The organism is Pseudoalteromonas sp. G5_S1_14_S5 (genome assembly GCF_054968605.1).
This window is the reverse complement of record NZ_JBQKUM010000017.1, coordinates 48,295-69,604: the sequence shown is the minus strand read 5'-3', so window position 1 is coordinate 69,604 and position 21,310 is coordinate 48,295. Positions and strand designations below refer to the sequence as shown.

General features: G+C 43.8%; 16 protein-coding genes. 8 read left to right on the top strand and 8 right to left on the bottom strand.

The window, feature by feature from the left end; translation table 11 throughout:
- Window positions 1-88 precede the first annotated feature (88 nt).
- A complete protein-coding gene (locus ACTRWI_RS07470) occupies window positions 89-709 on the top strand; it encodes an SEC-C metal-binding domain-containing protein (protein WP_499130219.1) in 621 nt (206 codons plus the stop codon).
- Window positions 710-799: 90 nt separating this feature from the next.
- Here the strand turns inward: ACTRWI_RS07470 and dsbB are convergent, their stop codons facing one another.
- Window positions 800-1,324 carry a disulfide bond formation protein DsbB gene (gene dsbB, locus ACTRWI_RS07465; protein ID WP_499130217.1) on the bottom strand — a complete coding sequence of 175 codons (525 nt, stop codon included), beginning with the start codon at window positions 1,322-1,324 and terminating at the stop codon, window positions 800-802.
- Window positions 1,325-1,456: 132 nt separating this feature from the next.
- Window positions 1,457-3,049 (bottom strand): Na(+)/H(+) antiporter NhaB, encoded by a 1,593-nt coding sequence (nhaB, locus tag ACTRWI_RS07460; RefSeq protein ID WP_499130215.1) that lies wholly within the window; start codon window positions 3,047-3,049, stop codon window positions 1,457-1,459.
- Between the two features lie 639 nt (window positions 3,050-3,688).
- Here nhaB and fadR point away from each other — a divergent pair.
- Window positions 3,689-4,528, top strand: coding sequence for a fatty acid metabolism transcriptional regulator FadR (gene fadR, locus ACTRWI_RS07455; protein ID WP_499130214.1), 840 nt, complete (start codon window positions 3,689-3,691; stop codon window positions 4,526-4,528).
- Window positions 4,529-4,646: 118 nt separating this feature from the next.
- Here fadR and ACTRWI_RS07450 read toward each other — a convergent pair whose 3' ends face one another.
- Window positions 4,647-5,126 carry a YehS family protein gene (locus ACTRWI_RS07450; protein WP_499130213.1) on the bottom strand — a complete coding sequence of 160 codons (480 nt, stop codon included), beginning with the start codon at window positions 5,124-5,126 and terminating at the stop codon, window positions 4,647-4,649.
- A gap of 216 nt (window positions 5,127-5,342) precedes the next feature.
- The gene (gene metG / locus ACTRWI_RS07445) at window positions 5,343-7,403 is read right to left on the bottom strand and encodes a methionine--tRNA ligase (RefSeq protein ID WP_499130212.1); all 2,061 of its coding nucleotides are present in this window, start codon (window positions 7,401-7,403) and stop codon (window positions 5,343-5,345) included.
- Window positions 7,404-7,560: 157 nt separating this feature from the next.
- On the opposite strand from metG, the gene apbC reads away from it, so the two are divergent.
- From apbC to ACTRWI_RS07430, 3 genes are all read left to right on the top strand, one after another.
- Window positions 7,561-8,637 carry an iron-sulfur cluster carrier protein ApbC gene (gene apbC, locus ACTRWI_RS07440; protein ID WP_499130211.1) on the top strand — a complete coding sequence of 359 codons (1,077 nt, stop codon included), beginning with the start codon at window positions 7,561-7,563 and terminating at the stop codon, window positions 8,635-8,637.
- A 245-nt stretch (window positions 8,638-8,882) separates the two neighbouring features.
- A complete protein-coding gene (gene udk / locus ACTRWI_RS07435) occupies window positions 8,883-9,524 on the top strand; it encodes a uridine kinase (protein ID WP_004737367.1) in 642 nt (213 codons plus the stop codon).
- Between the two features lie 107 nt (window positions 9,525-9,631).
- Window positions 9,632-11,758, top strand: coding sequence for an AsmA family protein (locus tag ACTRWI_RS07430; protein ID WP_499130208.1), 2,127 nt, complete (start codon window positions 9,632-9,634; stop codon window positions 11,756-11,758).
- A gap of 184 nt (window positions 11,759-11,942) precedes the next feature.
- On the opposite strand, the gene cobO is transcribed toward ACTRWI_RS07430, so the two are convergent.
- Window positions 11,943-12,548, bottom strand: coding sequence for a cob(I)yrinic acid a,c-diamide adenosyltransferase (gene cobO, locus ACTRWI_RS07425; RefSeq protein WP_499130206.1), 606 nt, complete (start codon window positions 12,546-12,548; stop codon window positions 11,943-11,945).
- An 84-nt stretch (window positions 12,549-12,632) separates the two neighbouring features.
- Here cobO and ACTRWI_RS07420 point away from each other — a divergent pair, with 84 nt between their 5' ends.
- A complete protein-coding gene (locus tag ACTRWI_RS07420; RefSeq protein ID WP_499130205.1) occupies window positions 12,633-13,082 on the top strand; it encodes a low molecular weight protein-tyrosine-phosphatase in 450 nt (149 codons plus the stop codon).
- A 102-nt stretch (window positions 13,083-13,184) separates the two neighbouring features.
- On the opposite strand, the gene ACTRWI_RS07415 is transcribed toward ACTRWI_RS07420, so the two are convergent.
- Window positions 13,185-14,732 (bottom strand): SulP family inorganic anion transporter, encoded by a 1,548-nt coding sequence (locus tag ACTRWI_RS07415; RefSeq protein ID WP_499130203.1) that lies wholly within the window; start codon window positions 14,730-14,732, stop codon window positions 13,185-13,187.
- A 258-nt stretch (window positions 14,733-14,990) separates the two neighbouring features.
- A complete protein-coding gene (rne, locus tag ACTRWI_RS07410) occupies window positions 14,991-18,149 on the bottom strand; it encodes a ribonuclease E (RefSeq protein WP_499130201.1) in 3,159 nt (1,052 codons plus the stop codon).
- A 619-nt stretch (window positions 18,150-18,768) separates the two neighbouring features.
- Here rne and rluC point away from each other — a divergent pair.
- Entirely contained in the window at window positions 18,769-19,713 is a 945-nt protein-coding gene (gene rluC / locus ACTRWI_RS07405; RefSeq protein ID WP_499130199.1) for a 23S rRNA pseudouridine(955/2504/2580) synthase RluC, read from the top strand.
- A 314-nt stretch (window positions 19,714-20,027) separates the two neighbouring features.
- Here the strand turns inward: rluC and ACTRWI_RS07400 are convergent, their stop codons facing one another.
- Complete coding sequence (locus ACTRWI_RS07400; protein WP_499130197.1) at window positions 20,028-20,609, bottom strand: Maf family protein; 582 nt, start codon at window positions 20,607-20,609, stop codon at window positions 20,028-20,030.
- Between the two features lie 149 nt (window positions 20,610-20,758).
- Here ACTRWI_RS07400 and yceD point away from each other — a divergent pair, with 149 nt between their 5' ends.
- The gene (yceD, locus tag ACTRWI_RS07395) at window positions 20,759-21,286 is read left to right on the top strand and encodes a 23S rRNA accumulation protein YceD (RefSeq protein WP_499130195.1); all 528 of its coding nucleotides are present in this window, start codon (window positions 20,759-20,761) and stop codon (window positions 21,284-21,286) included.
- Window positions 21,287-21,310 lie beyond the last annotated feature (24 nt).

Here is a 21,310-nt window from a genome sequence, read left to right as displayed (position 1 = left end):
AGCTCAAGACAGGCTCTATGGGTCAAAGGCGACATATTGCACGTGATGGCGTTATAATAGTGAAAATATCCCAATACCCAGAGCTTTCATGACATATCAATTATTAAGTCTACCAGAATCAATTACAGACATTACCCCGCAGTTTCTTGAAGGGGCAATTCTTGCTTCTAACCTAGCCACTAAGCCGTTAGAGCCTGAAGCGTGGCTTGCGATCATTGCTCCAGAAGCCGGTGAAGCGCTTGTGGCAATCGTGACAGAACAGATCAATCGCCAACACAATCTTATTCAACGTAGTGAATACTTACTGATAGATGTATTTTCTGAAGGTGACTTTACCGAGCAGTTCGCTGATTTCGCAGAAGGCTTCATGATGGTGTGGCCAACCGTTGAAGAACAATGGCAAACCGTGAGTGTCGCTGATGGCACACTGCGCATGCTACAAGCTTTGCTCACGACATTGATGCTTGCTATTGATGAAGAGCAGACTCAGCAGCAAATGGTTGCGGCTGGACTAGAGAACCCGCCGAAACTTGCTGATCTTGTTGGTCAAGTTGACTTAATGATTTCTGAGGTTGCATTGGCCGCTGATGAAGCCATGCTGGGTAATAAGTCTCAGAGCGTGAATCCGTTTAAAGATATCGGTCGCAACGATGCTTGTCCGTGTGAAAGCGGTAAAAAGTTCAAGCAATGCTGTGGTAAGAACAGTTAAACGTTTTCTGCGCTCTAAAGCGTAAGAAAGATCTGATAACAAAAAGTCGACCCGAAGGTCGACTTTTTAGTTTTTGTAAAGCGTGAGTGACTAGTTGTTTTTGGATTTAACGAATTGAGAAACTACCACGAAACCGACCGCTACTAAGTTGCCCGCAAAGATAATGACAAGCCATTGAGGCATAGAAAGCGACAAGAACTGCCATACTACCTTACTACAGTCGCCATAGGCTTCAAACATCCACGGGGCCCATTGGTTTAGAGGTGCCCAACTAGGGAAGGTTACGAACAAGTCACAGGTCGCAAATGGAGACGGGTTGAACTGGTAATCAACGTGCTCTAAAGCCAGCGTTAAACCTTTGTATGCACCACATCCCCAGCCAGCAAGGCCAAGCCAGCGCGATAGAGGGTTGTTAGGGGCAATGGCACCTGTGATTGCTGCGACGCCAATAGCAAGCATTGCCACACGCTCATAAATACACATGACACAAGGGCCAAGCATCATTACATGCTGGAAGAAAAGGGCGCATGCCTCAAAAAATACAACAAAAGCCAGCAGTAAAAGCCAAGATAAACGTCCCTTAGAGAAGTCTTTGAGCATTACAAAAAAGTTCACGAATTAAATCCCGTCTAAAAAATAAAAAAGCCCTGAATACTCAGAGCTTTTTATCTTGGATAAGTTTCCTAATCAACTAATATTTTTGATTAGTGAGTTACATATTTTGTGCTTTGCTACACAGTGTGTAGCTTAGTGACCACCAGATATCACTGGAGCAACCGCTTCAACTGTACGCTGACTGATCCAACCTGCGTCATAGAACCATGCTGTCATCGGTTCAACAAAGTAAACGATGCCTGCAAGGCCAACTAGTGCTAGCACAATAGTGTATGGCAGCGCCATGATTACCATACGACCGTAAGACAGTCGAATTAACGGAGCAAGTGCTGACGTCAATAGGAACAGAAATGCAGCTTGGCCGTTTGGTGTTGCCACTGAAGGTAGGTTAGTACCTGTGTTGATAGCAACAGCAAGTAGGTCGAACTGGTCACGATTAATAATGCCTTCAACCAATGCAGTTTTCACCTCGTTGATGTAAACCGTACCTACAAACACGTTATCTGAAACCATCGATAGAATACCGTTGGCTACATAGAATAGGGCAAGTTGTACGCCTTTATCTTCAACGTGAAGTACCGCATCGATTACTGGCTTAAATAGTGCTTGGTCGATGATTACTGCAACAACAGCGAAGAAAACAGCAAGAAGCGCGGTAAATGGTAGCGCTTCTTCAAATGCTTTACCCATAGAATGTTCTTCGATTACACCAGTAAACGCAGTCGCTAAAATGATAACTGATAGACCAATCAAACCAACTTCAGCAATGTGAAGTGCCAAGCCAAAAATTAGCCATACTGCGATAGCACTTTGAACCCAAAGTTTTGCTACGTCTTGTTTCGTACGGCTCGCTTTTTGTGTGTTATCGAACTCGACAAGGATTTGACGAACGTTGTTTGGCAGTTTTGCGCCGTAACCAAATACTTTGAATTTCTCTACGAGAGCACAGGTTAGAATGCCGAAGAAGAAAACAGGCAGCGTTACAGGAAGCATACGAATGATGAACTCACCGAATTCCCAGCCTGCTTGTTTAGCGATAACTAAGTTCTGTGGTTCACCAACCATAGTCATTACACCACCTAGCGCGGTACCTACACCAGCATGCATCAGTAGTGAACGTAAGAAAGCACGGTAGTCTTCTAAGTCTTCACGAGTTAGCTCAGAGATTTCTTCATCGTGAGTGTGGTCGTGTGCAGAGTTAGAGCCTTTGCCTGATGCTACTTTGTGGTAAATCGAATAGAAACCCACTGCCACGCTGATCACAACCGCGATTACAGTCAGTGCATCTAGGAAAGCCGATAGGAATGCTGCTGCCACACAGAAAGCAACAGAAAGCATGATTTTAGAACGAATGCCGAGCAGTATCTTCGTGAAAATGAACAGGAGAAGTTCTTTCATGAAGTAAATGCCAGCAACCATGAATACTAATAAGAGTAATACTGGAAGGTTTGCTTGGAGCTCATGATAAACCATTTCAGGTTTGGTCATGCCGATTGCAACGGCTTGAATTGCCAGTAAACCACCCGGTTGAAGAGGGTAGCATTTGAGAGCCATAGCTAAGGTGAAAATAAACTCAACCACTAATAGCCAACCCGCTAAAAATGGGTCAACTAGGAAGAAAACAAACGGGTTGATGATTAAAAAGGAAATGATGGCAAGTTTATACCAATCAGGAGCTTTACCAAGGAAATTCTTGATAAAAGCGTTTCCGAGAGACATCGGCATGTTAATACTCTTTTATGTTGATTATGAATAGACAAGCAATACAACATTTTGAGAATCGAGCTATAGAAATTGTTAAAAGCTATAACTAACAGTGACTTAGAAAAACTACATTCCATGTAACGTTCTGTGGTCTTGCCAAGTCACTCCCTTAGAGACTCAAGCACTGCTTATTTTGAGCGCAACTTTACTCTTAGATAACATTTAGTCAACAGGAAAAGCCCTGTAGCACCTAAAATACGTCTTTTTTGTGTGAGAAACGCGATCAAAGTAGCGGAAGCATACCACTTAAAATGTGATAAAAACCGACTAGAATCAATATTTCAGCGAAATGATTGAAATTTACAGAATAAAGACGGTTTATATATGATTATTACAACTTAATGTTGTAATTTGACGGCTTCGAAAATATGATTAATGTCATTGATTTTAAAGTAAATTTTCTGTGTTAAAACTTTGTTTAAATAGTGATTTATAGAAACTTGCTTGGCAAATCTTAGGTGAAAACATGATGTGACCTTTAGAGTTTTAACTCTATTAGTGTTTTGGGAGAGTAAAATTTTTGAGGGTGTTTCCGCTCGCCTTTACTAGTGGTATGATGAGTGAATTAGAAGAAAATAATTTAATTGGATTGAAGTGTAGATGGTCATTAAGGCGAAGAGCCCGGCAGGATTTGCAGAGAAGTATATCATAGAAAGTATTTGGAATGGTCGTTTCCCTCCAGGTTCTATCTTGCCAGCAGAGCGTGAGCTTTCTGAGCTAATTGGCGTAACACGTACTACGCTTCGTGAAGTACTACAGCGTCTTGCTCGTGATGGATGGTTAACTATCCAGCACGGTAAACCAACCAAAGTTAACCAGTTTATGGAAACTTCCGGTCTTCATATTCTTGATACGTTAATGACGTTGGATGTGGATAATGCAAGCAAAATGGTAGAAGACCTACTAGCTGCTCGTACCAACATAAGCCCTATTTTTATGCGCTATGCATTTAAAGCAAATAAAGAAGCTTCAGAGCGTACAATCAGTAACGTGATTGAATCGTGTGAAGCGCTACTTGCGGCACCTACATGGGATGATTTCCTAGAATCGTCTCCGTATGCAGACAAGATCAAGCAAGCCGTTAAAGAAGAGACAGAGAAAGACGAAGCAAAACGTCAGACGATCTTAATTGCTAAGACGTTTAACTTTTACGACTACATGCTGTTCCAACGCTTAGCGTTCCATTCAGGTAACCAAATTTACGGTCTGATCTTTAATGGCGTTCGTAAGCTTTACGATCGTATCGGTAGCTACTACTTTTCAAATCCAGAAGCGCGTCGCCTAGCGATGGAGTTCTATAAAGAATTGCTTGTTATCTGTGAGGGTGGTCAACGTGAAAACTTGCCTTTGGTTATTCGTAATTACGGTATCGCAAGTGCACAGATCTGGAACGAAATGAAAACGACGTTACCAACGAACTTTACGGAAGATGACAGCTAATCTTTTGGGTTAATTTAGTCAGTCTCTAAAGTAAGATCAAAAAAGCGGCGAGATAATTCAATTATCTCGCCGCTTTTTATTTATCAAGAGTCAGCTTAATTTGCTAGTAGCTCGCTGTTTAACCTACGAACTCTTCTGAGTCTGGGCGGTTCGTAAACTGAACACCATTTAGGAAATCACAAAGCAATTGGTCTTCACACACTTTGTAGTTTTTGTTTTCAGGTTTGCGGAAGTAGGCACCAATTTCGTATTTGCTTAGGCTGATACCCACCACTTCTAATACATCGAGCACATCTTCTGCTTTCATGTTCAATGCAATACGTAGCTTCATGAAAATCATGTTGTTGGTAAGTGTAATTTCAGGCTTTGGCTGAGCCCCTTCTTTTTTTCCGCGCTTAAGGTTGATGAGGCCATTTAGGAATACCGCTAACTCTTTGTCTTTCATTTTAGAGCATGACTTATCGTTATCCGCTTTTAGCCAGTTAATCACTTGTTCGTGGGTAACCGTCACATCTGCTTGCTCAATAGCTTTGATGATTTGTGCGTTCTTAAGATTTAGTGCGTGTTGAATACGACGCAAGATTTCGTTGTGAGTCACAGAGTTGTCCTAAAAAGGTATAGAGAGTAAAGTGGCTTCAAACGGCACATTGCTGTCGTTAACCTTGTGATACTTTACTTAGCATAGTTGACAGCGACTCTAACAGAGAACGCCGGTTTTCGGTAGATATAAAAAATCCCCGATGTTTATTAACTCTTTCAAGTTAAGTGACATCAGGGATTTGGCAGTGAATGCTTTATCTGATAGAGGTCAGAATTACATTACACGCATACCAGGTTGAGCACCTTCGTGTGGCTCAAGAATCCATAGGTCGCTGCCGCCAGGGCCCGCTGCTAGGATCATGCCTTCAGACATACCAAACTTCATCTTACGAGGTTTTAGGTTTGCAACCATAACCGTTAGCTTGCCTTCTAGCTCTTCAGGTTTGTATGCTGACTTGATGCCAGAGAATACTTGGCGAGTCTCACCACCGATGTCCAGTTGGAACTTCAGTAGCTTGTTCGCTTTTGGCACTTCTTCACAAGAGATGATACGAGCAATACGCATATCAACGGCTGCGAACGCGTCAAACTCAATCTCTTCCGCGATTGGTTCTTTATCTAGCTCAGTTTGGCTTGCTTTTTCTTTCTCAGCTTCCGCTTTCTCTTTAGCTGCCATTTCTGCTGCTGCATCTTCTTTAGAAGATTTAATCATCGCTTCCACTTTCTTAGGATCAATACGGCTAAATAGCGCTTTGAACTTAGTGATCTCGTGATCAGTTAGTGGAGTAGCAACGCCTTCCCACGTTAGCTCTTCGTTCAGGAAAGCTTCCGTACGAGCTGCAAGCTCTGGCATTACTGGTTTCAGGTAAGCCATTAGTACGCGGAATAGGTTGATACCTACTGAAGAAACTTCTTGAAGCTCTTTCTCTTTACCTTCTTCTTTTGCAAGAACCCAAGGTGCTTTTTCATCGATGTACTGGTTTGCTTTATCTGCTAATGCAGTGATCTCACGGATAGCACGGCTGAATTCACGAGTTTCGTATAGCTCACCGATACGCTCAGCAGCTGCAACGAATTCGTTGTATAGCTCTGGTTCCGCAAATTCAGCAGATAGCTTGCCTTCGAAGCGCTTAGTGATGAAACCTGCGTTACGAGAAGCTAGGTTTACAATCTTGTTTACTACGTCAGCGTTTACACGTTGAGTGAAGTCTTCAAGGTTAAGGTCAAGGTCGTCGATACGGCTGTTTAGTTTCGCAGCGTAGTAGTAACGTAGACACTCAGGGTCTAGGTGGTCTAGGTACGTACTTGCCTTGATGAATGTGCCTTTAGACTTCGACATCTTAGCGCCGTTTACTGTTACGTAGCCATGTACGAATACGTTGTTTGGTTTACGGAAGCCAGAACCTTCTAGCATTGCAGGCCAGAATAGGCTGTGGAAGTAAACGATATCTTTACCGATGAAGTGGTAAAGCTCAGCAGTGCTGTCTTTCTTCCAGTATTCGTTAAAGTCTAGATCGTCGCGCTTGTCACATAGGTTTTTGAATGAGCCCATGTAGCCGATTGGTGCATCTAGCCATACATAGAAGAACTTGTCTTTTTCGCCTGGGATCTCGAAGCCGAAGTATGGTGCATCACGAGAGATGTCCCACTGCTGTAGACCAGACTCAAACCACTCTTGCATTTTGTTTGCTGTTTCAGCTTGCAGTGAGCCAGAACGTGTCCACTCTTTTAGCATGCTTTCGAACTGAGGCAGGTCGAAGAAGAAGTGCTCAGAGTCTTTCATTACTGGCGTTGCGCCAGAAACTGCTGACTTAGGTTCGATTAGCTCAGTTGGGCTGTATGTTTCACCACAGTTATCACAGTTATCACCGTACTGGTCTTCTGACTTACACTTAGGGCAAGTACCTTTTACGAAACGGTCCGGTAGGAACATCTCTTTCTCAGGGTCGAAAAGCTGAGAAATAGTGCGGCTAGAAATGAAGCCGTTCTTTTTAAGTTCTAGGTAGATGTGAGAAGCCAGTTCACGGTTCTCTTCGCTGTGCGTGCTGTGGTAGTTATCAAAGCTGATATCAAAGCCAGCGAAGTCTTTTTGGTGCTCTTCACTAACAGCAGCGATCATCTCTTCTGGCGTGATACCCATCTGTTGAGCTTTAAGCATAATTGGCGTGCCGTGAGCATCGTCAGCACAGATGAAGTTTACAGTGTTGCCACGCAGACGCTGGTATCGAACCCAGATATCAGCTTGGATATGCTCAAGCATATGGCCAAGGTGAATAGAGCCGTTTGCGTACGGAAGCGCACAAGTTACCAAAAGTTGTCTTGGATCAGTTGCCATACTTAATAATTCGCTTTTTTGATAGGTATAAATTTGATTGGTAATACTACTTTATAACGTGTGATACGCCAAGGTATCAGACAAAGGATTCCCCTAGTTTTTTAGGGGTTCAGTCTTCATCTCGTGGGTGATAGCATAAATAAAAAAAGGAGCCCCAATGCGTAACTTTACTTCGAAGCAAGATTTCTGTTCATGGTTGAATGAGTTTGAGTCACCAATCCTCATCCCAGAGTGGGCGCTACACCAAAATATTGTCTCTGTTGATCCTCGTGGATCGTTTGTTATTACTTTGCCTTTCGCTGCGAATCAGCTGGCTGTTGATCTTGAAAATTGGATTAATGTTCAGATTGAACAAAAGCTTGTGAATGCTTTTCAATTTGAAGTGAAGGTCAAGCCGTCGGCACTTGAAACGACGGTCTCAACGCCACTCAAAGGCGTGAAGAATATTATTGCCGTCACTTCTGCCAAGGGCGGGGTGGGTAAATCAACAACTTCAGTTAACCTTGCGTTGGCTTTATCTAAATCTGGTTCAAAAGTCGGTTTGTTGGATGCTGACATCTACGGCCCATCGGTTCCTATGATGCTAGGGCAGTTAGATGCGAAGCCAGAAGTGCAAAACAATAAGTGGATGATGCCAATCGAAGCACACGGTATTTTCACTCATTCAATTGGCTACCTTGTATCGAAAGATGACGCTGCTATATGGCGTGGTCCAATGGCGGCAAAAGCACTCGGTCAACTTGTGAATGAAACGGTATGGCCAGAGCTGGATTACCTTGTTATCGATATGCCACCGGGCACGGGTGATATCCAGTTAACTCTATCTCAACAAATTCCAGTAACCGGTGCGGTTGTTGTGACTACTCCTCAAGATCTAGCATTAGCAGACGCACGTAAAGGGGTCGCGATGTTCGATAAAGTGAGTGTGCCTGTAGCAGGCTTAGTTGAAAACATGAGCTACCATATATGTAGTCACTGTGGTGAGAAAGAACATATCTTTGGCGCAGGTGGTGCAGAGGCTATGTCTGAAGAGTTCTACCTAGATATCTTAGCGCAAATCCCACTGCATATTGATGTTCGCGAAGACATCGATGCGGGCTGCCCAACGGTAGCGCGTCGCCCGGACAGCGAGCACACACACCATTACCTAGAGCTGGCTGAAAATGTCGCGGCGAAAATGTTTTGGACGGGTAAAGCGCGGCCAGAAGCGATCAACTTTTCTATGGTTGAATAGTTAGGTTTGTTCTCACACTGTATAAATAATGATGAATTAGATAAATAGTTGTTGGTTTTCGGCGAGCCGATCATTCAGTCACTGCAAACAGTTGTAGTTAAGCTTTTTAAAAGCAAACGATTATCTTAAGTAAATGTATTGAGATCATCAATTTGCTAAAATGGCGACTAGAATCTCAGTGCTTTAGCCCCTATAATCAGGCGGTTTATCTATTCCCACCACCAAACCATATCGGGTGCAAAATAATGTCTGATAATAATCAATGTGTCATCGTAGGTATCGCTGGCGCTTCAGCTTCAGGAAAAAGTCTGATTGCTAGTACGATTTATAATGAGCTGCGCGAAAAAGTAGGCGACCATCAAATTGGTGTTATCACGGAAGATTGCTATTACAGTGACCAAAGCCACTTGAGTATGGAAGAGCGTGTTAAAACTAACTACGATCACCCAAATGCACTGGACCATGATCTGTTATGTGAGCACTTACAGCAGCTGATGAGCGGTAACGCTGTAGAAGTACCTGAGTACAGCTACACAGAACATACACGTACTTCTGAAACGACGACACTTACCCCTAAGAAAGTGATCATTTTAGAAGGTATTCTGCTATTAACAGACCCACGTCTTCGTAACCTAATGCACGCAAGTGTATTCATGGATACACCTCTAGACATCTGTCTACTACGCCGTGTTAAACGCGACGTTGAAGAGCGTGGTCGTACAATGGATACAGTATTAAAGCAATACCAAGAAACAGTACGTCCAATGTTCATGCAGTTTATCGAGCCTTCAAAACAACATGCAGACATCATCGTTCCTCGTGGTGGTAAAAACCGTATCGCGATTGATGTACTGAAAGCGCACATTGCGAAGTTGTTGAAGTCTTAATTGAATAAAAGTTTTGTCTAAGTGACTCACTTAGCTTTATTTTTTACCGAATCAGTGGCACTTTTATAGTGCCACTTTCTTTTGGAATCTAAGCAAGGAATATGCGGATGAAGAAACTACTCATTTTCATAGTTGTGCCAGTGTTTATTGTTGTTGCGGCAATTATGGCACTAGTACTGTTAGTGAATCCCAACCAATTTAAGCCATTAATTGTTGAACAAGCCCAGAAGCACACCGGCCTTGAGCTAGTTATCGAGGGTGATATCAGCTGGCAATTCTTCCCATCTATTGGCTTCGAGCTTGGCCAAACTGAATTACGCAACCCAGAAGGGTTCACCCAACCGAATCTGTTTAAGGTTGATACCGTTGGCGTTGATGTTTCGGTTACTCCGCTATTTAGTAACCAACTAGAGATCGGTAACATCACTCTAGATGGCGCAGAATTCTACTTAGAAACGCTTAAAGATGGCCGTAAAAATATTGATGCGCTGACGCAAGCATCTGGATCCGATGCATCGGCGCCAGCTGCTGATTCAACGTCTGAGCCAGCACAAGCGCCACAAGAGCAAAGTGCAGCAGAGGCATCAGGCTGGACAATAAACCTAGCGGGCGTGACGATTTCAAATGCACTATTTGAAATGGACGATAAGCAAGCCGGTTCTTTCACTAAGCTGTACGATGTGTCTTTGAATCTATCTGAGTTCGCAGTGGACACATGGACTGCAGCAACTTTCGCTGCGTCTGGGGAGAACAACCAACAAAAATTCTCAGCTAACGGTAGCGCAGAGTTCAAACTGGCTGAAGGCTTTGCAAGCTATGCACTACGTAACATCGACCTAAACGCTAAGTTTAATGACCCAGAGACGTCAATTGAATCGGCAAAGATTGGTTTAGATACGTTTGAGTTCGATAAGGTTAACCAACTGACTTACGCTGTGGTTGGTAAAGCTGCTGGTCTAGATTTAGACCTGAAAGGTGGCGGTGAGCTGACGGTTGATAAAGCCATTTCAAAAGTGACACTGAACAAGTTAACGTCAGATTCTACGTTCAAGGGTGACACGCTTCCTCAGTCACCAATGAAAGTTGACATGTTGTCTGATCTTAGCGTTGATCTAACGAAGAGTCATTTGAGCTTTGTGTTAGAGAAGCTACAAGTTAACTCTATTGCATTAGACGGTAAAGCCAACGTTACTCTGTCAGACATACCAAAGGTTCGTTTCTCGCTACATAGCCCGAACATTGATTTAGACGAGTTCTTAGGTTTAGGTAATTCAACAGAAACCACGAGCATGGCGCCTTCTGATACTGCTGGTGTCTCAACGTCGAAGTCAGGTAACTCAGTGCCAGCAAAAGAAGTTGAACCTGACCTATCTGCTCTTAAAATGCTCGATGTGAAAGGTGATATCACTATCGATAAGTTCAAAGCAAACAATGCAAAAATGCAGAATGTTAAAACGGCATTCTCTTTTAACCGCGGTGTTGCTGAATTAACTTCATTCACGTCAAACCTTTACCAAGGTTCTATCTCTGCGACAGCGAAATTAGACGCTCGTAAAACACCGGCGACTTACACTGCTAAGAAGAGAATTAAAGGTGTGGAAGTTCAGCCATTATTGGTTGATGTTGCTGGTAACGATATGCTTGAAGGTACAGGTAATATCGATGTGAATGTGAAAGGTAAGAGCCTTACACCAACAGGAATCAAAAAGAACTTAGTTGGTACTATCGTGATTAACTTTGAAGATGGTGCGGTTAACGGTATCAACGTTGCACAACTGATTCGTGAGAATTACGCCAAGATCAAAGGCGAAAAAGTTGAAAGTACAAATGAAGCTAAAAAGACTGACTTTAGTGCGATGAAAGCGACGCTTAAGGTTGATAGAGGTTGGGTTTCAACGAATGATTTGTCGGCACAATCACCACTACTGCGCGTTACAGGCCAAGGTAAAGCGAATTTCATTAATGAAACGGTAGACTTCTTAGTAAGAACATCGATTGTTGGCACATTAGAAGGTCAGGGCGGTAAGGGGATTGATGATCTGAAAGATGTCACGATTCCAATTAAGGTGACTGGCCAATGGGCTGACCCGAAATTCGCTCTCGTTTTTGATGATGTGTTAAAGCAAAAAGCACAGAAAGAGATCGACCGTGGTGTTAACAAGCTAACGGATAAGATTAAAGATGAGAAGACCAAAGAAGCCGTAGATGGTTTATTGAAAGGTTTCTTTAATTAACGATTACTCGCTATATAAAAAATAAAGCGCCATTCCTATTGTAGGAATGGCGCTTTTTATTTTGGCACCGATAATACTCAAGAGAGATTCCCTACGACACTCGTCCCTCCTCTAGGGAATGACAGCTTAGTGGGCGTCATCTTCGAGAGGGAGGGGCGAGTCGGGGATCTCGGGTTGAAGGTGATTACCAGTCAACGCCTTGTAGTGCTTTAACACCAGATTCGAAAGCGTGCTTCACATTACGTACCTCTGATACGGTGTCTGCCATTTCAGTCAGTGTGCGGTGCGCCCCACGGCCTGTAATGATCACTGATTGCATCTTCGGACGGTTGTTAAGCGCATCAACGACTTCATCTAGCTCAATGTAGCCGTAGCTCACCATGTAAGTCAGCTCATCAAACAAAATCACATCAATCGACTCGTCAGCCAGCATGCGTTTACATTCTTTCCATACGCGTTGTGCTGCTTCAATATCTTGCGCTTTATTTTGTGTTTCCCACGTAAAACCAGTACCCATTACTTGGAACTCGACATCTAGCTTTTGCAGGACATTTTTCTCACCGTTATCCCAAGTGCCTTTAACAAACTGAGCAACTGCACATTTCTTACCGTGGCCTACTGCACGAGTTATGGTGCCAAACCCAGAGGTCGATTTGCCTTTGCCATTACCAGTGATGACCAGTAACAGGCCTTTTACTTCTTGTGCTGCAGCGACACGAGCATCGACTTGTTCTTTTACTTTCTGCTGTCTTACTTTATGACGTTGTTCTTTGTTGTCTTCAGTCGACATAACAAATCCTTTTAAGTTGTGATTGCGCCTATCATAGCCTAACTTAACGATAGCAAAAACCATCGGAAGAACAGGTGATTACGGATGCAAAAGATACTCGTGGTTTGCATGGGCAATATTTGTCGTTCGCCAACAGGTGAAGCGGTATTACGAAAGAAGGCACAGCAGCTCAATATTGATGTTCTAGTCGACTCAGCGGGGACGATAGGCTTCCATCAAGGTAATCCGCCAGACTCGCGCTCTAAAGTGGCAGGAGAGAAGCGAGGCTATAGCTTTAAAGGCATTACTTCAAGAAAAGTCGTCGCAAATGATTTCGAAGAGTTTGACTTAATACTCGCAGCAGATAGATTTAATTTGACTGACTTAATGAGCCAATGCCCAGCACACTTGCAGTACAAACTGGCGTTGTTTTTAAGTTTCGGTGACTCGCAGTATCAAGAGGTGCCTGATCCGTATTATGGAGAGGGTGATGGGTTCGAACTGGTTTTGGACTTAATCGAAGAATCTAGCGAAGCGATATTAAGATCGATTTGATCTCGAGAATATAAGAGTTGTAGAACGCTTGAACGCGAAGTATAAAAAAGGCCGACATTGAATGTCGGCCTTTCTATATCTAGCGTAAAGTGATGTTTAAGATTATTTAGACATGACTTTGTAGATTGGATCTTCGGCTACGTTTGCTTCTACTAAGCTACCTGCTTTGTGCAGCATAGCAACACAGTCTTGGCTTAGATGACGCAGGTGCAACGTTTTACCTTGTGCAGCGTAACGCTCAGCAATAGTATCAATTGCTTCAATAGCAGAGTGGTCGGTTACGCGAGAGTTCGCGAAATCAACGATAACATCTTGTGGATCTTCATGAGCGTCAAACAATTCAAGGAAGTTTGCTGTTGAACCGAAGAAGATTGGACCGTTTACTTTGTACTCTTTTGAACCAGCTTCGTTGATGAAAGTATCAGCGTAGATGTGCTTAGCGTGTTGCCATGCAAACATCAGTGCAGATGCAATTACACCTACAAATACCGCTACTGCTAGGTCAGTCATTACTGTTACAACCGTAACAAGAACGATAACGAAAAAGTCTTGCTTAGGTACACGGCGTGCAAGCTTGAAGGTTGCCCATTCGAATGTACCAATTACAACCATAAACATTACACCAACTAGCGCCGCTAGCGGGATCATTTCGATAAGTGCTGAACCGAATAGGATGAACATTAGCAATGCAACAGCAGCAACGATGCCCGATAGACGACCACGACCACCAGAGTTTACGTTGATCATTGACTGACCAATCATCGCACAACCACCCATCGCACCAAATACTGAACACGTTACGTTAGCCATACCTTGACCAACACATTCACGGTTAGATTGACCACGAGTATTTGTCATCTCGTCTAGTACTGTGAGCGTCAGTAGTGATTCGATTAGACCAATCGCTGCAAGGATCACTGCGTAAGGCAGAATGATGTATAGCGTTTCTAGGTTAAACGGTACTGCTGGAATAGAGAAAGTCGGTAGAGAACCCGCTAGCGTTGCCGCTTCGTCACCAGACATAGTGCGTAGGAAATCAACAACAGTGCGAGTTTCAAGATCAAGACCTACAACCAATGCCGTCACAGTTACGATAGCAACCAGTGAAGATGGTACTGCTGTCGTCAGTTTTGGTAGGAAGTAAATGATAGCCATAGTGAGTGCCACTAGGCCTAACATTAGAGTCATTTGGTCGCTTGGTAGCCAAGTTAATGCACCTGTTAGGTCTGGTGCTTTGAATTGACCAAGTTGAGCTAGGAAAATAACGATAGCCAAGCCGTTCACGAAACCAATCATTACTGGGTGTGGAACGATACGGATAAATTTACCTAGCTTGAGGACACCCGCTGCAATTTGCAGAAGGCCAGCTAGCATAATTGCCGCGAATAGGTATTGAACACCATGAGTTGCAACTAGGCTTACCATTACAACAGCCATCGCGCCAGTCGCACCAGAAATCATGCCTGGGCGGCCACCGAAGATTGAAGTGATAAAACCTACGATGAATGCTGCGTAGAGACCAACCATTGGGTCAACGCCAGCAACAAAGGCGAATGCTACAGCTTCAGGTACCAGAGCAAGTGCTACGGTAAGGCCTGACAGTACGTCATTCTTTACAGAGTGCTTAGAAAATTGTGGGAATTCGAACATGTGTGCTCAGCTATGCTTAAAATGGATTTACCGACACGAGTGTATTGCGTAGCTAAACAGTGATGAAAAAGAGCGGCAATAGCTAAGTGTCGAAAAGATAAGTGCGCGAATGCTACCCAAAATTGTGACTAAGTTCAAGGTAGAACCCAATTTTGAGTAATATATCTATTAATTTTTATTCGATTAGCAGATAAGAAAAAGGCTGCTTAAATAAGCAGCCTTTGATTCGATTTTCTAATGATTACTCAGTAGTAATCACTAGTAGTTTGGCTTAGTCATGCCTGAGCCAGCTTTGTTTGACGCTACTTGACTACCTGCACCTTTTGGTACAAAACGTTCAGTGCGGAACGGTGCTGCAACCACTTCAATCTCTTTGATCTCTTGAGGGCCTGGAGCTTTAGTCATTGGTGAGCCCGCTTGCTTCTTCGCAACCGTTGCTTTTGGCGTCTCTTCTTTTACAACAGGCGCTTCTTCAACTTTCACTTCAGCTTTCGGTGCTTCAACGAATTTTGCTGGTTCAACGACAGCCGTTTCAGCTTCAACTGCTGGTGTTTCAGCAACGGCTTCCTCAGTTCTCACCGTCTCAACTGGTGCTTCAACTTCTAGAGTTTCAACGACAGGTGCCTCAACTTTCGCTTCGACAACCACTGGAACTTCTTCAACAACAGGAACTTCAGTTACTATAGCTTCAGCAACTGCTGCTTGAGTTTCAGCTGTCTCTTCACGGCGGATAATCACTTTACCCATAGCCAGTTCAGGACATGCAAAACCGCCAGCCATTACAACGCTGCTTTGTGGTACTGTCTCTTGAGCGACATTTTGCTCTTGAGTATTAACCACTGTTTGCGTTTTAACTGCTACTTCAGCCACTTCAGGTTTTGCCTGTTTGTGGTGAGGCTTCGGAATGAAGCGAGGCATCACTTTACCCATAGCCATCTCTGGAGAAGCTACACCACCTTTACGAAGGCGGAATGGGTTAGGGCGACGGTCACGACCGCGACGACGACGTTGACCACTTGCACGTAGGTGACGTGGAGAGCGACGGTTACGACGTTGTTTCGGTTCTTCCTGTTCAGATTTCTCGCAATTTGCTTGAGCTGCTTCAACTTGCTCTGCAACTTTTTGCTCTTGCGCTACTGATTTGTTTTTCGCTGCTGCTTGCTCTTTAGAAACAGATGGTGCTTTTTGTTCCTTAACTGAGCTTTCAGTCGCTTCTGCGTGAGCTTGCTGGTCTTTAACACGAACTTGCTTGTTCATCTTACGACGTTGACGACGCTCTTTAATCTTAGCTGCTTTCGCTTCAGGCTTAGCCTTTGGCGCATCTGACTTACCAGCTTGTGCGTCTGCCGCTAGCTGTAGGCCTTCTTCTGCTAATTTAGATGGTGCTTGCTCTTCGCGTTGCTTCTGCTCATCACGCTGCTTGTTGCGGCGATCTTGCTTAGGCTTGCGAGGTTGACGATTTTGCTGTGGAGCTGCATCTTTCTGCTCTTCAGACTTCTCATCACGTGCAGTTTTGCGACGGCGTTTGTTGTCACGGTTATCGTTACGGTTGTCACCACGCTCACCACGTTGGTTACGGCGGCGGTTATCGTTGCGGTCACGGCGTTGACGATTGCCATTGCGGTTGTTCTTAGGCTTCTCTTCAGTTTGTTTCTCTTCTTGCTTCTCTTCTTGAGTTGAAGAGCCAAAAAGGAAACTACCGATAGCCTTAAAGAAGCGACCAATTAGGCCAGATTCTTGTGCTACTGGTTCAGCTTTCTTCTCTTGTGCTGCTTTTGGTGCTGGCGCAGGAGTTGGAGCTGATTGAGCTGGAGCAGCGAAGCCTTTAAGAGCTGGCTCTTCGATCTTCTTAGAACGAATTGCTTGTTCTGCAGGTTCTTTGCTTTCTGCTTCTTTTAGAGCATCTAGCTTCTTAGGAAGTAGGTAAGAAAGTAGATCGAACTCTTCGCCTTCACGTACACGGATAACTTCAAAGTGCGGTGTTTCCATGTCAGAGTTAGGAACAACAGTGATCTTAACTTCTTGGTTCTTCTCGATGTGGTTTACTGAGCGACGTTTTTCGTTCAGAAGGTAAGACGCGATAGGAACAGGCACAACAGCAAGTACTTGCGCTGTGTTGTCTTTCAGAGCTTCTTCTTCAATCAAACGTAGAACAGACAGTGCTAGAGATTCGTTATCGCGAACAACACCAGTACCTGTACAACGAGGACAAATGTGGTGGCTTGCTTCTGCTAGTGATGGGCTCAAACGTTGACGAGACATCTCTAGAAGACCAAAGCGAGAAATACGGCCAATTTGTACACGAGCACGGTCTAGACGAACGGCATCACGTAGGCGGCTTTCAACTTCGCGTTGGTGGCGAACCGGAGTCATATCGATAAAGTCGATAACAACAAGACCACCTAGGTCACGCAGACGTAATTGACGTGCAATTTCATCGGCTGCTTCTAAGTTAGTGTTCAGTGCTGTCTCTTCGATATCGCCGCCCTTTGTTGCACGAGCTGAGTTGATATCGATAGAAGTTAGCGCTTCTGTTGGATCGATCACGATAGAGCCACCAGATGGGAGACGAACTTCACGTTGGAAAGCCGATTCGATCTGGCTTTCAATCTGGTAGTGACTGAATAGTGGTACTTCACCATCGTACTTCTTAACGCGATTCATGAAATCTGGGCGTATTAGTTGAATGTGCGCTTGAGCACGTTCAAAAATAGTGTTGCTGTCGATTAGAATCTCGCCGATGTCACGACGTAGGTAGTCACGAATTGCGCGAACAATAACGTTACTTTCTTGGTGAATTAGGAAAGGAGCTGCATTTGAATCAGAAGCTTGCTTGATAGCGCCCCAGTGATTCAATAGAACGTTTAGATCCCACTCTAGCTCTTCTGCGCTTTTGCCTACGCCCGCTGTACGAACGATTAAGCCCATACCTTGAGGAAGCTCAAGAGTGCTCAATGCTGCTTTCAGTTGGGTGCGCTCATCACCTTCGATACGACGAGAAATACCGCCGGCACGAGGGTTGTTTGGCATAAGAACTAAGTAACTACCTGCCAAAGAGATGAAAGTTGTCAGTGCAGCACCTTTGCTACCACGTTCTTCTTTCTCTACTTGTACGATTACTTCTTGGCCTTCTTTTAGCACTTCTTTAATGCTAGGACGGCCTTGGTATGTATAACCTTCAGGGAAGTATTCGCGGGCAATTTCTTTAAGAGGGAGGAAACCGTGACGTTCTGCGCCGTAATCAACGAATGCCGCTTCTAGGCTTGGTTCAATACGGGTAATACGTCCTTTGTAGATATTCGCTTTCTTTGACTCGTGACCTGGACTTTCGATATCTAGATCGAATAATCGCTGGCCGTCAACCAAAGCGACACGCAACTCTTCTTTTTGAGTTGCGTTAATTAACATTCTTTTCATTTAGAAATACTCGTTGTCTTTTCTTATTTTCATCATTGTTCTTATCGCTTTATTTCGTTTCTCATGGTGCCAGATCCCATGGCTTTATCGGTGCAGCCTCCCGGCTGGAGAGGGATGCTCTGGGGCACGTCAGTCATCATAGGGAGTTAGCCTATGATCCGCGATGTGGCGGTGAATACTCAACATGAGCGTACGTGAGTAGAGCGATAAGGGGACTCAGTTAACTGTGTCTTACGCCAATTGCAGCACTGTCTAATCTGAGTTATCTACTCATTTACTTGCTTATGAACGATTGCCTGTTTGAATTTTAGCCAAACCGTTGGTAGCAGCTGTGAACTATAGCAGTGGTCGGTAAACACAGCAATCTGCTTTGTCGGAATGCTGTAAAAAAAACAGTTTTTGTTTGTGTTTTGATAGCTCTAACTCACTGTCTATAAATAATTTATCAATTGATATTTTAATTTGCAGCAATCTTGATGCTTTTTTGTTCGAAGAATCAAAGAAATATAGAACTTCAGCGACCATTTGGTGGTAGACGATCAAGAATTAAGAGTAAATTAGTTCAGAATAGACCTAAGAAAACCTCAATTATCAAAAGTGACAGTGATACAATAGCGCAATGAGCGAAATTAGAACCCAAGTCCAATTTGTCGATATTGACGAAGATATGGCTGGTCAGCGTATTGATAACTTCTTACGCAACCAATTAAAAAACATCCCGAAAAGCATGATTTACCGAATCGTGCGTAAAGGCGAAGTCCGCGTAAACAAAAAACGCATCAAGGCTGAGTACAAACTAAAAGCTGGTGATTTAGTTCGTATCCCGCCAGTTACCATTGAAGAGAAAGTTGAAGAGAACGTGCCAAGCACGAAACTCAATAAGGTTTCAGAATTGGAACAGTGCATCATTTATGAAGATGATCACATGCTGATTCTAAACAAACCATCAGGCACTGCCGTTCATGGTGGTAGTGGACTTAAGTTTGGCGCAATTGAAGCATTGCGTGCACTTCGTCCTGAAGCTCGCTTTCTTGAGTTAGTGCACCGTATCGATAGAGATACGTCTGGCATCTTGCTTGTTGCTAAGAAGCGTTCGGCGCTAAGACACCTTCAAGCACAGTTCCGTGAAAAAACGGTTCAAAAATACTACTTCGCTTTAGTGATGGGCGAGTGGAAGAACAGTTGTAAGGTGGTGAATGCGCCTTTGCTAAAAAATGAAGTAAACAGCATCGTTCGTGTTAACCCTAATGGTAAAGCCTCTGAAACTCGTTTTAAGGTTTTAGAGAAGTTCAGAGATGCGACACTGATTCAAGCAAGTCCTATTACTGGCCGTACGCACCAAATCCGTGTACACACTCAATACACTGGCCACCCAATTGCATGGGATGACCGCTATGGTGATCGTCGTTTTGACGCTTACACTGGAAAGGTCGGTTTGGACCGTTTGTTCCTGCATGCAGCAAACATCAAGTTCACGCACCCAGGTAGTGAGGAGAAGATGGATATTTCAGCTCCGATGGAAGCGAGGCTAGAAAAAGCGCTCGCTGGATTACGTAAGCTTTGAGAAGATACAAAATACGAAGGGGAGCACTCTTTTTGGATTTAGTATCAGTTATCTGAAAATGAGAGAGGTTGACGAAGTTCGTCAACCTTTTTTGTTTGTGCTTGTTGTAGGAGATCCCCAACTCGCTCGTCCCTCACTCTTGGGATGACGATACTTTTTGCTATTCGAGTAAAATAGTACCTTGTATTTACGTGTTACCTCAGTCGAAAAACCTTTGGTTTACTGTCTTCCGCAGTATTCATGAGACAACTTCATTATTCCCTAGACTGACGAAGGAAGGAGTAGGGAATCTATGTAAGAGTGATAAGCGCGAGTTAAAGCACACTCACTCCTTGCGCATCCAACATATCGACTAGGTCGATAAGCGGTAGACCAATAAGCGTGTTCGGATCTTTACCTTCCATTTGTTTGAACAAAGCGATACCTAGTCCTTCACACTTGAAGCTGCCTGCACACCAATACGGTTCTTCTTTTTCAACGTAAGAGATGATTTTTTGCTCGGTTAAATCACGGAAGTGAACAATAAAAGTGTCGAGACGCGTGTCAGCTTGTTGGGTTTCGCTATTCCATACAGTGACGCCTGTATAGAAGGTGATGTTCTTGCCACTTTGACGAGATAACTGCTCAATCGCTTTTTCACGAGTGTGAGGCTTACCTATGATCTCGCCGTCAATCACGCAGACTTGATCCGAGCCAATCACCAAACTTGGCTGCTCAACAACGCAAGACTTAGCTTTGGTTTCAGCAAGGCGCATGACCAACTCTTGTGGAGTCTCCCCTGAAATCGGTGTTTCGTCACAGTCAGGCTTGGCTGTAATGAAGCTAATTTGTAGTTTTTTGAGGATCTCTTGCCTAAATGGTGAGGTAGAGGCTAAAACTAGTTGGTAATTTTTCATTTTAATTTACAATTCATAGAAGCATTTACAGTAGGATATAGGAAGTTATCCCGCTATTCATAATGCTCTGTATGGGAAAGGTAAAAAAGTGTACTTTTTTTGCCATTTCCTTTGACTAAACTCGATTTGGAAGATAAGATTCGCGCCCTATGCAAAAGGTAAAAATACCGCGTACAGTTGATCCGGCAAGAACGGCTCAGAAACGACTAGATTTAGATGGCATCATCCAAACCAGTCTTTTTAAGCGTTTAGCTGACGCAACTGAAGGCGTAAAACGTGACGCGCAAGTCTCATTGTCATTTGGGCTTGATGAACAACGATTAGTCGTTATCTCTGGTAAAGCTAACGTCGAAGTCGATTTAGAGTGTCAGCGTTGTAATGAGGTTTTCGCACATGAGTGCGATGTCCAATTCACTTATACTCCTTACTATAATGAGAAAAGTGAAGAGGAAGCACCGGAAGAGTACGATTTGGTAGATCTGAACGAGTACGGTGAGTTAGACCTAATTCAACTAGTTGAAGACGAGTTCATCCTTGGATTGCCGCAAATAGCAATGCACGATAATGCGAAATGTAGCGTTAACTCAAATAACTTGGTGTTTGGTGAACTTCCTGAAGAAATTGAGGAAGAGAAGAAGCCGAATCCATTTGATGTTTTAAAAAGCTTGAAGAAGTAACTGCTTCTTTAAGAATTTACATAG